Raw genomic sequence first — 14,418 nt, 5'->3', positions numbered from 1 at the left:
GCCTGTCCAGAACCGTCCACGGCGGGCGAGATGATCCAGACGAAACGCCCTGGGGGCGGCGGGGGCTGCTACGTCGGGTCGAGGCCGTGGCTGCGCAGCCACGCCAGCGGGTCGATGGGCGCCCCGCCCGCGGGCCTGACCTCGAAGTGCAGGTGCGGGCCGGTGGAGTTGCCGGAGTTCCCGGAGTAGGCGATCGGCTCTCCGGCCTTCACCGTCGTACCGGAGGGGACCCGGTAGCTGGAGAGGTGGCAGTACCACGTCTCCGTGCCGTCCATCGCGGTCAGGATCAGCATGTTGCCGTAGGCGCTGTTCCACTGCGTGCGGACCGTGCCGTCGGTCGCGGCCAGCACCGTCGTCCCGTACGACACGGGGAAGTCGATGCCGGTGTGCACGGACATCCAGTTCACGCCGGCCTGGCCGAAGTAGGCGCTGAGGCCGTGCTGGAGGACCGGGACGGCGAACTTCGGACGCAGCCGCTCCAGGCGGGCCGCCTCCTCCACGGCCTTCTTCTTCTCGGCCTCCTGCTGCGCCTGGAGGTCGATGCGCTCCTGGTACCGGCTGGCCCGGTCGGCGAAGTCGTTCGCCCCCGCGGACAGGCCCTGCAGCTGGGTGTCCAGCTTGTTGTTGGCGGTGGACGCCTTGACGGGCTGGGCGTCGGGCCTGGCCGCCGCGTTGTCCTTGCCGTCCTCGGTCAGACCGCCCACGGAGGCGGCGGCGATCCCGGCGACCCCCATCACGCACACCGAGGGCACCGCGACCGTGAGCAGCGCGGAGCGCTTGGCCGGGGGGCGGCGCCGGGAGCGGCCCGCGGCGCGGGAGGCCGCTCGTGAGACGGGGGCGTGGGTGACTTCTTCCTCGTCGTCGAGCAGCGGCGGGGCCGCGTCCGGCTCGGCGGTGGCGGCCGGTCCCTCTTCCGCCACCTCGGCCAACCCGCCCTGCGGCTCGTGTGGTTCCGGCGCCTCGAAGTGCTCCGTGACCGCGGTGGTGCCGTCGCCGTTCCACTGCGTGGCGTCGTACGCGCCGGTGTCGAAGGCCTGTGTGCCCCACTCCCACTGCTGCGTGGCGTCGGCGGTGGCCGTCTGGTCCGGCTGGAGCCAGGCGCGCGCGTCCCACTGGCCGCTGGTGTCGACCGGGGCGGACTGCGGTGGGACGGAGGCCAGTTGCTGCTGGTAGCCCGTCGCCCAGGTGGTGGTGTCGTACGCGCCGGTGTCGTACACACCGGTGTCGTAGACCGTGTGGTGCTGGGGCGCGTACGGGTCGTAGCTGGGGTTCTGGTGCCCGTGCGTGGACCACCCGGTGGTGTCGTACGAACCCGTGCTGTGCGTCTCGCCGGGGGTGAGGCCGTTGTAGAGCGGGTCGGCGGTGTATTGCGCCGTGGCGTACGTGCCGGTGTGGAAACCGGTGGCGTCGTAGTCGCCGTAGGTGGTGAAGTCGCCGTACGCGGCTTCCTGTCCGTCGTACGACGCGTAGGGCGTCGAGGCGGGATCGGAGGCCGGGGCCGGGGCGGCCACGCTCCCCGACGGGTGGCGGTCGTTCACCAACTTCTCTTTCGCCTCGACAACAGGGGCTGCCAGAGCAGTGCGGCGACTGTACCCGGCGGTACGAGGGCGCGACAATCTTCCGCAGGTTTCCCCGAAGCGGGAAACGGGCATTCAGCCGTGTTTCGCCGGTCTGTGGAGACGGCCTTAACTTTGTGTTCGAGTTTCGTTCGACGGTGAGGGGTCGGTCGTCAGGCGACGGTCACTCCGCCGGCGCGTTCGGCGGTCGGGTCTCCGGGTCGCGCCGTGTCGAGGATCTGCCGTATCCCGGTGGCCACGGCGGGGTGCAGCGGCAGGGCGAGATGTCCGATCCCGCTCACCTGGATGTTCTCCACCTTCAGATCGGGGTGCTCGATGCAGGCGGACTCCAGCGGGTCCATCAGGTGGTCGAGGTCGCTCCAGAAGCTGACGAAGTGCGTACGGCAGCCCGGCGCGGGGCGCGACAGCTCCTCGATCAGCTCGGAACCGGGGCGCATCTGCCGCACGATCGGGTGGGCGTTGGCCAGCGGCGCGACCCGGGTGCCGGAGTGCGGGGTGCCGAGGGTGACGAGGGTGCGGACGCGCAGGTCCCCGCCGAGCCGCTGCACGTAGTAGCGGGCGATCAGCCCGCCGAGGCTGTGCCCGACGACGTCGATCTGCCTGCTGCCGGTGCGCTGGCAGATCTCCTCGATGTGCCGGCCGAGCAGCTCGGCCGCGGTACGGATGTCGCAGGTCAGCGGCGAGTAGTTCAGGGACTCCACCCGCTGCCTGCCGTGCTGGGCGAGGTTGCGGCGCAGCAGGACGAACACCGAGCGGTTGTCGATGAACCCGTGCAGCAGCACCACCGGTGGCTTGGCCTCCGCCGGCAGCTGGGCGGTGCCGTCGGGTGCCGGGAGCGCGCCCGAGGCGGCGCGGCGCTCCTGGACGATGCCCGAGGGATAGAGCAGGAGATGCCCCGCGAGGATCGCGAGCTCCAGGGCGGTCGCCTTCAGCAGAGCCAGTGAGAGCCCCGCGAGTCTGCACGGCAGCAGGCACCGGCAGAGCGGGAGAATGGGGTCCGCGACCCTGGTGACCTTCATGGCCGACCTCCTGTCGGCACACGGGAGGACGGCCCTGTCCCCCGTGTGTCCTCGTGGGCAGTCGCGGCGAGGGCGGTCGGCCGGGCAGCCTTCGCGCTGCCGTGCCCCACCGGCCCCGGGTGCCCTTCGTGCCCTCGCCGATACCGCGCTCCACCGAGGCGCGTGGCCTGCGGCGCGATGGAGCGACGACCTCGTTGCGGCTCCCGTCGTGCTTGCTCCCGCCGTGGTCCGCGCGCCGCGGAGGAGGGGTGCGGCGCGGGGGCCGCGACGACGGGGAACGGCGCGCGGCCTGCGGGTCCCCCCTGCCCAAAGAACCCGGGGGAGTGTCCCACCATGTGATTTCCCCCTCCCTCTGCACCGTGAAACTGCCGGTTGCGGGATGCTGGCGATAACGTTCGTTCACTTCCCCGGACGGTGTGGTGCGGGGTGTCCGTGCCACATGTGCGGTACTTGTCGGTACAGATGGATGGTGTAGTCGCTTCATGGAGGCAGTGATGGGTGTGGCAGCCGGTCCGATCCGCGTGGTGGTGGCCAAACCGGGGCTCGACGGCCACGACCGGGGCGCCAAGGTGATCGCGCGGGCCCTGCGCGACGCCGGTATGGAGGTCATCTACACCGGGCTCCACCAGACCCCGGAGCAGATCGTGGACACCGCGATCCAGGAGGACGCCGACGCGATCGGTCTGTCCATCCTCTCCGGCGCCCACAACACGCTGTTCGCCGCGGTGATCGAACTGCTCCGGGCGCGTGACGCGGAGGACATCGTCGTCTTCGGCGGCGGCATCATCCCGGAGGCGGACATCCCGCCGCTCAAGGAGAAGGGCGTCGCGGAGATCTTCACCCCCGGCGCGACCACCCAGTCGATCGTCGACTGGGTCAGGGCGAACGTCCGCCAGCCCGCCGAGGCGTAGGGGCGCCGCCGGTTCCCGCAGGGGCTTTTGGTGCCGGCCGGGTGCGAGCGGCCCGTCCTGGGGGCAAGGCCCCCAGGGAGATCCGCCTACACCCGGAGCGGGGCTCAGTCGGCCCGCGCCGCGTCCAGTTCCTCCGCCATGGCGGAGCGCAGCCGCAAGGTCGTCACCAGCCGCTGGAAAGCCTCCGCCCAGTACCCTCCGGCTCCTGGCGAGGCGTCCTCCGCCTCGTCCGGAACAGCCAGTAGTCCGTCCAGTCGACTCGCCTCCGCGGGATCCAGGCACCGTTCGGCAAGCCCCATTACTCCACTGAAACTCCATGGGTAACTCCCTGCGTCCCGCGCGATGTTGAGCGCGTCGACCACCGCTCGCCCGAGCGGTGCCGCCCACGGCACCGCGCACACCCCGAGCAGTTGAAACGCCTCGGGCAGTCCGTGTGCCGCGATGAATCCGGCCACCCAGTCGGCCCGTTCGACGGCGTCCAGCGTGTCGAGCAGCTTGGCGCGCTCGGCCAGGGACACCGCGCCGGGGCCGCCGGAGTCGGGGGCCCCGGGGGGCCCGAGCAGCGCCCGCGCCCACCATGCGTCCCGCTGCCGCACCGCCGCCCGGCACCAGGCGGCGTGCAGTTCTCCCTGCCAGCCGTCCGCGACGGGCAGGGCCACGATCTCCCGAGGTGTGCGTCCGCCCAGCCGTCCGGGCCAGGCCCCGAGCGGCGCCGCCTCCACCAACTGGCCCAGCCACCACGATCGTTCCCCCCGCCCTGCCGGGGCCTTGGGGACGATCCCGTCGCGCTCCATCGCCGCGTCGCACTCGTGCGGTGCCTCGACGACGAGCGTGGGTGTCGCGCGCGTGTGGTCGACCGCCACGCAGGAGCCGGACCGGGCCGCCATCCGCGCGGCGAGCGCCGATCCGGGCAGCGCCGAGAGCAGCTCCGCGGCCGTGGACCGCACGTTGCGGCTGCGGTCGGACAGGGCCTGCTCCAGGAAGGCCTCGTCGTCCGGGCCGAGACCCGTCCGCAGGGAGTCGAGGAACATCAGGCGGTCCTCGGCCCGCTCGGTGGCCCAGGAGCCGGCCAGCAGTTCGCGTGCGGCCGCGGGCCTGCGCGCGCGCAGTGACGCCAGCAGCGCGACCCGCTCCGCGAACAGCCCCTCCTCCCACAGCTTCCGGACGCGGTCGGCGTCCTCGGGGTCGGTCGGCGCGGCGCCGGCGCCCGGGGTCGCCCGCAGGGCGAACCGCCAGTCCGGGTTCAGCCCCGCCAGCCACCGCGCGCGCGGGCCGCCGAAGGCCAGTGCGGCCGGACGCAGGTCCGTACGGCCCCGCGCGGCGTCCAGCAGAGCCGGCAGGGTCTGCGGGGGCGGGGCGTACCCGTGGGCGTTCGCCGTCGCGAGCCACTGGGGCAGGAGTTCCATCAGGTCCGGTGCCGTGCTCCTGCGGCCGCCCGCCGCACCGGGCCGGTCGCTCAGCAGCATGGCGAGCCTGCGGGCCGCGGCCGCCGGCAGGGGCGGACGCGGGTCCCGAGGCGCCGGCTCCGGGCGCCGGGCCGCCGATGCGGGGCGCAGCCCCGCACGCCGTCGGACGGTCTGCACGGCCGCCGCGTCGAGCAGCGTCACCGGCGCGGTCCGTTCCGGCGTGCCGCCCGGGGGTGTGCGCCGGTCCGTGCCGAGCAGGGCGGTGGTGACCAACTCCTCCCAGGCGCCCGTGGCGGGCGCCTCCGGCGTGGTGGAGGTCCTGATCATGAGCTTCCTTTCCGTGGCCGGCTGCCCGGGAGTGGTTGAAGGGTCACACGGACCGGGTTTCCCCTGGGGCGGAACAAATGCGTGGTGCGGAAGAGAAAACGTATTCAGATGGGATACTCTCTGACATTTTGCGCCTTTTGGGCGAGAGGTTCCCGTTATGTCGGCCAGGCCCCGCATATCGCGGCGACGTCACTCCTTTGCCGGACACTCCGAGCCTGCTGCCAGCACTTATGTCACGGACAGTCGATGTCCTATCAGCACAGCGTCACCATTTCTCCCTCGCTTTCCGACCAGGCGGTCAACGGGGTGAAGCCCCGGTGGCCGCACTCGCCGAAGACCGTGACCGGCGTGCCGCCCGACAGGGCGACCAGCCGCCACAGGCCGGGACGCGCACGGGCCGCGCGAGTGACGGGCAGCGCGGAGTCCGAGGCGGCGTCGGCCAGCTGCCAGGACTCACCGTCCGGGACCGGTACGACCTCCCGCAGCGTCACCGGAACCGACTCCAGCCACGGGTCGTCCCGCAGTGCCGCGCCGTAGCGGGCGGCCGCCTGCGCCGTGGTCACACCGGGCGGGCGGATCCGGGTGGGCGTCGGGGGCGCGAACCGCTCGCCCAGGGCCGCGCGCAGCTGTCCCGCGCCCGGACAGGAGGACACGTCCGCCTCCAGGGCCAGACCGACCGGCAGTGCGAGCTCCGGGGCACGACCCGCCGCGCCGTAGGAGAGCAGCAGCGCCGTACGGCCGGAGCCGGCGCCGTGCAGCCAGATCCTGCGCGTGGTCAGCTTCGCGTCCGCCGTGTCGTACTGGGCGAGGACGAGCCAGTGGTCCCGCACCGGAGGCCCGTCCGCAAGGACGGGCAGGCCCACACGGGCACGGACCGCCGCCGACACCCCTTCCGGCAGTCGCTCCCGGCCCAGCCAGCCCTGGCACAGCAGGTGCACCAGCGCGCACTCCTCCAGCAACCGCACCGGCCACCCCGGCCCCGAGGACGGCACGACCCCCAGCTCCCGCACCCGTCCCGCCAGGCCGGGGGCCTGCGCGTCGACCATGCGGGCCGCCATTTCCTCCCACAGCCCGTACCCCGCCTGTTCGGCCGAGGCCAGACCGCCGCGCAGCAGGTCGGCCAGACGCTGTTCCAGCTCCGTCACCCCCGCGGTGATCCGCTCGGCGCGGCGCTCCGCCCTGCGCAGGGCGGCCTGCGGATCAGCGGCACCGGACGCCGGACGCGCGGCCCCCTCCGACCGCTTTTGGGCCGTCCGCTCCCCGCGGGCCGCCACCCACTGCCCGGCCCAGTCGGGCGCCCGCCCGGACGGCACAGCGCCGTCGCCGCCCGCCCACAGCAGCAGCAGGCCGAGCGCGTGCTTGCACGGGAACTTGCGGCTCGGGCAACTGCACTTGTACGCCGGCCCGGCGCCGCCCGCGATGTCGACGACCGTCCGATACGGCCTGTCGCCGCTGCCCTTGCACTGCCCCCACACCGCCCCCTCGTCGGAACACCCCGCCTCGGACCACGGCCCGGCCGCGCCGAGTTTGCTTCCCGCTTTGCGCGATGCGGCGTCAGGTGCCAGTGCCAGCACCTGGTCCGCGCTCCAACGCACCCCCTGCTGAGTCATGTCGTCGAAGGTAGGTCCTGCCACTGACAATGCGATCGGGCGAGCATGTTCGTGCAGGTCAGAACGCATTGTCAGTGCCGTGGTGCACGGTTGGTGGCAGATCCGAACCGGCCGAGCTGGAGGGGGCCCAGCCATGTCTGCGTCCGTCGAAGCGACACCCGTCGAACCGAGCCAGAACCACTCCGCGCCCGCGAACACGCCGCAGGCGCACCAGACGCTGCGCCCGCACGCCGAGCACGCCTTCGCGGCCGAGCTGGCAGCACTGGCGGCACACGACGACCGTCCGCGCCCGGCCCGCTGGAAGCTGTCGCCGTGGGCCGTCGCGACCTACCTCCTCGGCGGCACGCTGCCGGACGACACGGTGATCACACCGAAGTACGTGGGCCCCCGCCGCATCGTCGAGGTCGCGGTCACCACCCTCGCCACGGACCGTGCCCTGCTCCTGCTCGGTGTGCCGGGCACGGCGAAGACCTGGGTGTCCGAGCACCTGGCAGCCGCGGTCAGCGGCGACTCGACCCTGCTGGTGCAGGGCACGGCCGGCACCCCGGAGGAGGCGATCCGCTACGGCTGGAACTACGCGCGGTTGCTGGCGCACGGCCCGAGCCGCGACGCCCTTGTGCCCAGCCCGGTCATGCGGGCCATGGCGCAGGGCATGACCGCCCGGGTCGAGGAGCTGACCCGCATCCCGGCCGACGTGCAGGACACGCTGATCACGATCCTGTCCGAGAAGACCCTGCCGATACCGGAACTGGGCGAGGAGGTGCAGGCGGTACGCGGCTTCAACCTGATCGCCACCGCCAACGACCGCGACCGCGGGGTCAACGACCTGTCCAGCGCCCTGCGCCGCCGGTTCAACACCGTGGTGCTGCCGCTGCCGGAGAGCCCCGAGGCCGAGGTCGACATCGTCGCGCGCCGCGTCGACCAGATCGGCCGCTCCCTCGACCTGCCGGGCGTCCCCGACGGGGCCGACGAGATCCGCCGGGTCGTGACCGTCTTCCGCGAACTGCGCGACGGCGTCACGGCCGACGGCCGTACGAAGCTGAAATCGCCCAGCGGCACCCTGTCCACCGCCGAGGCGATCTCGGTGGTCACCGGCGGCCTGGCGCTGGCCGCCCACTTCGGCGACGGCGTGCTGCGGGCCGGTGACGTGGCCGCCGGCGTCCTCGGCGCCGTCGTCCGCGACCCGGCGGCCGACCGCGTCGTCTGGCAGGAGTACCTGGAGACCGTCGTCCGCGAGCGCGACGACTGGAAGGACTTCTACCGGGCCTGCCGGGAGGTGAGCGCGTGAGCGGCACGGGACGGCCGACCGACGGGGGCCGTCTGCCGGCGGGCCCGGTGCGGGCCCGCGCCGACGACGAGCCCAGCTGGACCGCGGGGCGCGGACGAGGAGGACGAGGAGGGGGACGGCGTGAGGGGAGTTGAGCAAGCCGGAAGCCGGTGGCCAGGCGAGGGTCCGCTGCTGCTCGGGGTCCGGCACCACGGGCCCGGCTCCGCACGCGCGGTGCGGGCCGCGCTGGAGGCGGCGCGGCCGCGGGTGGTGCTGATCGAGGGGCCCCCGGAGGCGGACGCGCTGATCCCGCTCGCCGCCGACCGGGACACGCGGCCGCCTGTCGCGCTCCTCGCCCACGCCGTGGACGAGCCCGGCCGCTCGGCGTTCTGGCCACTGGCCGGTTTCTCACCCGAGTGGGTCGCCGTCCGCTGGGCCCTGGAACACGACGTCCCAGCCCGCTTCATCGACCTCCCGGCGACGCACACGCTCGCGTGGGGGAGGGACGACGCCGGACCGTCCGCGGACGGCGGCGCCGGCGGCGAGGGCTCCGCGGTGGAGGGGACCGCGGAGCCCCCGGCGGAGGCGTGCCCGCCCCAGGCCGAGGTGCGCGTCGACCCGCTCGCCGCACTCGCCGAGGCCGCCGGGTACGACGACCCCGAGCGCTGGTGGGAGGACGTGGTCGAGCACCGGGGAGCAGGTGAGGGCGACGCGTTCGCCCCGTTCCTGGTGCTGGAGGAGGCCATGGGCGCGCTGCGGGAGGCGTACGGCAGGGGGGAGGACCACCGGGATCATGTGCGCGAGGCGTACATGCGTCTCCAAGTGCGCGCCGCGCGGCGCGAGTTCGGGGACGGCGTCGCCGTGGTGTGCGGGGCCTGGCACGTGCCCGCGCTGCGGAGGAGGGCGACCGTGGCCGCCGACCGGGCCCTGCTGAAGGGACTGCCCAAGGTCAGGGCGGACATGACCTGGGTGCCGTGGACCCACCGCCGGCTGTCCCGGGCCTCCGGCTATGGCGCGGGCATCGACGCGCCGGGCTGGTACGCCCACCTGTTCGACGTGCCGGACCGGCCCGTCGAGCGGTGGCTGACCAAGGTGGCGGGAGCGCTGCGCGAGGAGGACCGGATCGTCTCCTCCGCGCACGTCATCGAGGCGGTGCGGCTGGCCGGAACGCTCGCCGCGATGCGCGGCCGCCCACTGCCGGGCCTGAGCGAGACGACGGACGCGGTGCGTGCGGTGATGTGCGAGGGCTCCGACGTACCGCTGGCACTGGTGCACGACCGGCTGGTGGTCGGGGACGTGCTGGGCACGGTGCCTCAGGCGGCGCCCGCGGTGCCGTTGCAGCGCGACCTGGCCCGGCTGCAACGGCGGTTGCGGCTCAAGCCGGAGGCACTGGAGCGGGAGCTGGAGCTCGACCTGCGCAGGGAGACCGATGCCGGGCGCAGCAGGTTGCTCCACCGGCTGCGGCTGCTGGGCGTGGGCTGGGGCGAGACAGCGGCCTCGCGGGGCAGCACCGGTACGTTCCGGGAGACCTGGCGGCTGCGCTGGGAGCCCGAGCTGTCGGTGCGCGTCGCCGAGGCCGGGGTGTGGGGGACGACCGTGCGGGGCGCCGCGACCGCGAGGGCGGAGGCGGACGCCGTGGCCGCGCAGACCCTCGCCGAGGTCACCGCGCTCGCGGAGCACTGCCTGCTCGCCGAACTGTCCGACGCGCTACCCGTGGTCATGCGCGTGCTCGCCGACCGGGCGGCGCTCGACGCGGACGTCGGGCACCTCGCCCGGGCGCTGCCGGCCCTGGTCCGCTCCCTGCGCTACGGGGACGTGCGCGGCACGGACACCGAGGCGCTGGCCGGCGTGGCGGCCGGCCTGGCCGAGCGGATCTTCGTCGGCCTGCCGTCGGCGTGCGTCGCGCTGGACGCGGACGCGGCGCAGGAGATGCGGCGGCATGTGGACGCGGTGCACGGCGCGGTCGCCCTGCTCGGCGACACCCCCAAGGCCGGGCACGACGGTCTGCGCGCCCGCTGGCACACCGTGCTGCGGACCCTCTCCGGACGGGACACGGTTCCCGGGGTGCTGCGGGGACGCGCGGCGCGGCTGCTGCTGGACGACGGGGAGGTCGAGCAGGAGCAGGCGGCACGGCTCATGGGCCTCGCGCTGTCGCCGGGCACACCGCCGGCCGACGCGGCCGCGTGGATCGAGGGCTTCGTCGGAGGTGGGGGCGGGATGCTGCTCGTGCACGACGAGCGGCTGCTCGGACTGGTCGACGCCTGGCTGACCGGCGTGCCGGCGCAGGCGTTCACGGACGTGCTGCCGCTGCTGCGGCGCACCTTCTCGGCGTACGAGTCGGGGGTGCGCAGAACGCTCGGCGAGCTGGTCCGGCGCGGTCCGGGGCAGCACGGCGTCAGGGCCGGGGGCCTGACGGGCGGTGTGCCCGGCTTCGCCGAGGACCTCGACCAGGAACGCGCGGACGCCGTACTGCCCGTGCTGCGACTGCTGTTGGGACTGGACGGCACCGGGCCCGGCGGGGAGAGCCGAAGCAACGAGCTTGCGGGGGCGACGGGATGACCGTGGGAGAGGGGCACGACGTGACGGACCCGGTCCAGGAGCGGCTGCGGCGCTGGCGGCTCGTGCTCGGCGGCGGCCCGGCCGACGGCACCGAACGCGCGCTGTCGGGACGGGACGCGGCGATGGACGCGGCGCTCGCCGCGCTCTACGGAAAGGGAGAGAAGCCACCGACGGGACGGACGGGACGCGACCGCTCGGCGGGGCTGGGAGGTTCGGCGCCCTCGGTGGCGCGATGGCTCGGGGACATACGGACGTACTTCCCCTCCTCCGTGGTGCAGGTCATGCAGCGGGACGCCATCGACCGGCTCGGGCTGGCCACGCTGCTGCTGGAGCCGGAGATGCTGGAGGCGGTGGAGCCGGACGTCCACCTCGTCGGCACCCTGCTCTCGCTCAACAAGGCGATGCCGGAGACGACGAAGGAGACGGCCCGGGCCGTGGTGCGCAAGGTTGTCGAGGACCTGGAGAAGCGGCTGGCCACCCGCACCCGGGCCACGCTCACCGGCGCCCTCGACCGCAGCGCGCGCATCAGTCGGCCGCGCCACCACGACATCGACTGGAACCGCACGATCGCGGCCAACCTCAAGAACTACCTGCCGGAGTACCGGACGGTCGTGCCCGAGCGGCTGATCGGCTACGGCCGGGCGTCGCAGTCCGTGAAGAAGGAGGTCGTTCTCTGCGTCGACCAGTCGGGATCGATGGCGGCGTCCGTCGTGTACGCCTCCGTGTTCGGGGCGGTGCTGGCGTCGATGCGGTCCATCAGCACGCGGCTGGTCGTCTTCGACACGGCGGTCGTCGACCTCACCGACCAGCTCGACGACCCGGTGGACGTGCTCTTCGGCACCCAGCTCGGCGGCGGCACGGACATCAACCGTGCGCTGGCGTACTGCCAGTCGCGGATCACCCGGCCCGCCGAGACGGTGGTCGTGCTGATCAGCGACCTGTACGAGGGAGGCATACGCGACGAGATGCTGAAGCGGGTCGCCGCGATGAAGGCGTCCGGAGTGCAGTGCGTGACGCTGCTCGCGCTCTCCGACGAGGGCGCACCCGCCTACGACCGCGAACACGCGGCGGCTCTCGCGGCACTCGGGGCACCGGCGTTCGCCTGCACGCCCGACCTCTTCCCGGAGGTGATGGCGGCAGCGATCGAGAAGCGGCCGCTGCCCATACCGGACGCCGCGTGACATTGGCCTCCCACCGGGGGGAGAGGGCTTGCGCACCCTTGGGAACCCCGTGCGAGGATCAACGCCCCGACACCCTTGTCGCCGTACGGGAGGAACCGTCCCCTCTTGACCTGGTCAGCAGCCCTGTCCGGTGCCGCCCTGCGCGTGACGCGTACGGCGGCCGGGCGGCGTGCGCTGCAACTGGGGCTGCTGGTGGGGGCGTTGTTCGCCCTCGGGTTCCTGTCCGGGCAACAGGCGCGGGCGGCGGAGGCCGGACCGACGGCACCCGCGGCCGGGACGGTGACCACCGCGGTTCCGGAGCCCGCGTCCACATCCTCACCCTCGCCCACGTCCACGTCCTCACCCTCGCCCTCGGTCGGCGACTTCGCGACGAATTCGCCGACCGACCGGGCCGCGGAGTTCGGTGTCCGACCGATGGCCGACCCTGCCGCGTTGCCGGGCGCCCGGCTGGTTACCGAGCCGGTCGTCGAACGTGTTGTGCGGCCGCTCGGCACATCCGTCGTCGAGCCGGCCGCCGCCCCCGTCGTGAGGCTGGGCGCCCCGCCGGTCGCGGAGTCCGACGCCGAGCCGGTGGTGCGGCCGGTCGTCCGGTCCGTCGTCGAGCGTGTCGTGAGGCCGGTGGTCGAGCCGGTTGCTGAGCGTGTCGTGAGGCCGGTGGTCGAGCCGGTTGCCGAACGCGCCGTGAAGCCGGTCGTCGGGGCCGTGGTGCAGACCGTCGTGAAGCCGGTTGTCCAGCCCGTCGTGAGCGTGGTGGCCGAGTCCGTCGTGCGGCCGGTCGGGGATGTGGTCGGTGCCGCGGTGGGCGGGGTGGGCGAGGGGCTGCCCGAGGTGGCGACGGTGCCCGCCGGGCCCGGTCTCCCGGCGCTGTTGCCTCTGCCGTCGCCCTCGCAGCCGGAGCCGGGGTCCGCCGCCTCGGCGCCGCAGGACCAGCCGCAGCAGCGGCCGGGCAGCGCGGACCCGCCCACGTCCGGTGGGCACACCACCGTGTCCGAGCCCCGTACGGCGCAAGGCCGCACCGGCACCGTGTCCTCCGCCGCCTACGGCCCGCGGTACACCGGCGCGATCGGTGGGACCGTCGGCATCACCGTGCACGTCCGGGCCCACCACGCGCCCCGCGCCGACCTCGTCGCCCCCCTCACCCGGCTCCCCGCCCAGCGGGGTCCCGCCGGTGGTTCGGACGACGTGCTCGGCGACCACGCGGCCGCCGACTCCGGCACCTCACGGCACGGAGACGCACAGGCCGTCACGCTGCCCGAGCGCGCCCCGCTGCGCCTCGTGCCCGGCGTCGCCGCCCCGGCCGCCGCGGCCGTCACCCGGGACCGCTACCAGGCCGTCCCCGTCTTCCCCGGCTGACCGGACAGGTCCACCACTCCGTCGCCACGGAGAGCCCACCCGACTCCGCGGGCCCGGTGGACCCCGGACGGCCTGAAAGCCGTCGGTCCGTCCGGCCGTGCCGCCCGGGACCTCGCGGAAAGGGCAGACCGGTCCCCATTGGGGTGGGGATCATCCGCCCTCAGCCCCTTCAGGGCTGCACGAGGGGGCCTCACTCGGTCAACCCCAGCCCGGTGAGGCCCCCGCACCACACCTCGCGTCACACCCCAGCACCGCCCGCTTCCACGGCACGCCGTGCCAGAGAGTGCGGCATCATGTGACAGGTATCACCGCTCAGGTGTGACCCTCGATTTAGGGCACCCCCGTAAGCGGGGATAACCTGCGAGACGGACATGCCGCGCGCTCGGACACCGTGTGCGCCTTCCCTGTGACCCAGAGCGGACGTCACGTTGCCCTTCGCGGCACGCCCACGCATCCAACGAACCGCGAGATCACTGATAGGGACGGAAGCGCGTGGACCTGTTCGAGTACCAGGCGAGGGACCTCTTCGCCAAGCACGGTGTACCGGTGCTGGCCGGTGAAGTCATCGACACGCCTGAGGCGGCGCGCGAGATCACCGAGCGGCTGGGCGGCAAGTCGGTCGTCAAGGCCCAGGTGAAGGTCGGTGGCCGCGGCAAGGCCGGTGGAGTCAAGCTGGCCGCCACCCCGGACGAGGCCGTTGCCCGCGCGACGGACATCCTCGGCATGGACATCAAGGGCCACACGGTCCACAAGGTGATGCTCGCCGAGACCGCTCCGGAGATCCTCGAGGAGTACTACGTCTCCTTCCTCCTCGACCGGGCCAACCGCACCTTCCTCTCCATCGCCTCGGTCGAGGGCGGCATGGAGATCGAGGAGGTCGCGGCCACCCGCCCCGACGCCGTCGCCCAGATCGCGATCGACGCCATCGACGGTGTGGACAAGGCGAAGGCCCAGGAGATCGTCGCCGCGGCCAAGTTCCCGGCCGAGGTCGCCGACAAGGTCGCCGACGTCCTGGTCAGCCTGTGGGAGGTCTTCGTCAAGGAGGACGCCCTCCTGGTCGAGGTCAACCCGCTCGCGAAGGTCGCCTCCGGTGACGTCATCGCCCTCGACGGCAAGGTGTCGCTGGACGACAACGCGGAGTTCCGTCACCCCGAGTTCGAGGAGCTCCACGACAGGGCCGCGGCCAACCCGCTGGAGGCCGCTGCCAA

General features: G+C 73.6%; 10 protein-coding genes. 6 read left to right on the top strand and 4 right to left on the bottom strand.

The window, feature by feature from the left end; all coding sequences use genetic code 11:
• Positions 1-68: 68 nt before the first annotated feature.
• Both ACIHCX_RS24155 and ACIHCX_RS24150 read right to left on the bottom strand, forming a co-directional pair.
• Positions 69-1,652, bottom strand: coding sequence for a peptidoglycan DD-metalloendopeptidase family protein (locus ACIHCX_RS24155; protein WP_400032775.1), 1,584 nt, complete (start codon positions 1,650-1,652; stop codon positions 69-71).
• Positions 1,653-1,729: 77 nt separating this feature from the next.
• Positions 1,730-2,596: an esterase/lipase family protein gene (locus ACIHCX_RS24150; protein WP_400032773.1), complete on the bottom strand. Its 867-nt coding sequence runs from the start codon at positions 2,594-2,596 to the stop codon at positions 1,730-1,732.
• 494 nt (positions 2,597-3,090) lie between these two features.
• Between ACIHCX_RS24150 and ACIHCX_RS24145 the strand changes: the two genes are divergently transcribed.
• A complete protein-coding gene (locus tag ACIHCX_RS24145; protein ID WP_400032771.1) occupies positions 3,091-3,507 on the top strand; it encodes a cobalamin B12-binding domain-containing protein in 417 nt (138 codons plus the stop codon).
• Between the two features lie 104 nt (positions 3,508-3,611).
• Here the strand turns inward: ACIHCX_RS24145 and ACIHCX_RS24140 are convergent, their stop codons facing one another.
• Positions 3,612-5,240, bottom strand: a complete 1,629-nt coding sequence (locus ACIHCX_RS24140) for a DUF5691 domain-containing protein (RefSeq protein ID WP_400032769.1) — start codon at positions 5,238-5,240, stop codon at positions 3,612-3,614.
• A 254-nt stretch (positions 5,241-5,494) separates the two neighbouring features.
• Complete coding sequence (locus ACIHCX_RS24135) at positions 5,495-6,850, bottom strand: SWIM zinc finger family protein (RefSeq protein WP_400032767.1); 1,356 nt, start codon at positions 6,848-6,850, stop codon at positions 5,495-5,497.
• Positions 6,851-6,983: 133 nt separating this feature from the next.
• Between ACIHCX_RS24135 and ACIHCX_RS24130 the strand changes: the two genes are divergently transcribed.
• The 5 genes from ACIHCX_RS24130 to ACIHCX_RS24110 all read left to right on the top strand — a co-directional run.
• Positions 6,984-8,138: an AAA family ATPase gene (locus ACIHCX_RS24130; RefSeq protein WP_400032765.1), complete on the top strand. Its 1,155-nt coding sequence runs from the start codon at positions 6,984-6,986 to the stop codon at positions 8,136-8,138.
• A gap of 120 nt (positions 8,139-8,258) precedes the next feature.
• Positions 8,259-10,676 (top strand): DUF5682 family protein, encoded by a 2,418-nt coding sequence (locus ACIHCX_RS24125; protein WP_400032763.1) that lies wholly within the window; start codon positions 8,259-8,261, stop codon positions 10,674-10,676.
• Positions 10,673-11,857, top strand: coding sequence for a VWA domain-containing protein (locus tag ACIHCX_RS24120; protein WP_400032761.1), 1,185 nt, complete (start codon positions 10,673-10,675; stop codon positions 11,855-11,857). Before ACIHCX_RS24125 ends, ACIHCX_RS24120 begins: the two co-directional genes overlap by 4 nt.
• A 105-nt stretch (positions 11,858-11,962) precedes the next feature.
• A complete protein-coding gene (locus ACIHCX_RS24115; protein WP_400032759.1) occupies positions 11,963-13,210 on the top strand; it encodes a hypothetical protein in 1,248 nt (415 codons plus the stop codon).
• 492 nt (positions 13,211-13,702) lie between these two features.
• Positions 13,703-14,418: ATP-grasp domain-containing protein (locus tag ACIHCX_RS24110; RefSeq protein WP_400032757.1), on the top strand; the 716-nt coding region annotated here is incomplete at its 3' end.

The organism is Streptomyces sp. NPDC052043 (genome assembly GCF_044548235.1).
Taxonomy (GTDB): Bacteria; Actinomycetota; Actinomycetes; order Streptomycetales; family Streptomycetaceae; genus Streptomyces.
Note: the sequence above shows the minus strand (reverse complement) of the source record. Positions and strands in the feature narration are given on the sequence as shown.

Bases quoted from the DNA above. Each gene is read 5' to 3' on its own strand.
- ACIHCX_RS24155 (WP_400032775.1), bottom strand. From the start codon at position 1,652: ATGCCCGTTTCCCGCTTCGGGGAAACCTGCGGAAGATTGTCGCGCCCT.
- ACIHCX_RS24150 (WP_400032773.1), bottom strand. From the start codon at position 2,596: ATGAAGGTCACCAGGGTCGCGGACCCCATTCTCCCGCTCTGCCGGTGC.
- ACIHCX_RS24145 (WP_400032771.1), top strand. From the start codon at position 3,091: ATGGGTGTGGCAGCCGGTCCGATCCGCGTGGTGGTGGCCAAACCGGGG.
- ACIHCX_RS24140 (WP_400032769.1), bottom strand. From the start codon at position 5,240: ATGATCAGGACCTCCACCACGCCGGAGGCGCCCGCCACGGGCGCCTGG.
- ACIHCX_RS24135 (WP_400032767.1), bottom strand. From the start codon at position 6,850: ATGACTCAGCAGGGGGTGCGTTGGAGCGCGGACCAGGTGCTGGCACTG.
- ACIHCX_RS24130 (WP_400032765.1), top strand. From the start codon at position 6,984: ATGTCTGCGTCCGTCGAAGCGACACCCGTCGAACCGAGCCAGAACCAC.
- ACIHCX_RS24120 (WP_400032761.1), top strand. From the start codon at position 10,673: ATGACCGTGGGAGAGGGGCACGACGTGACGGACCCGGTCCAGGAGCGG.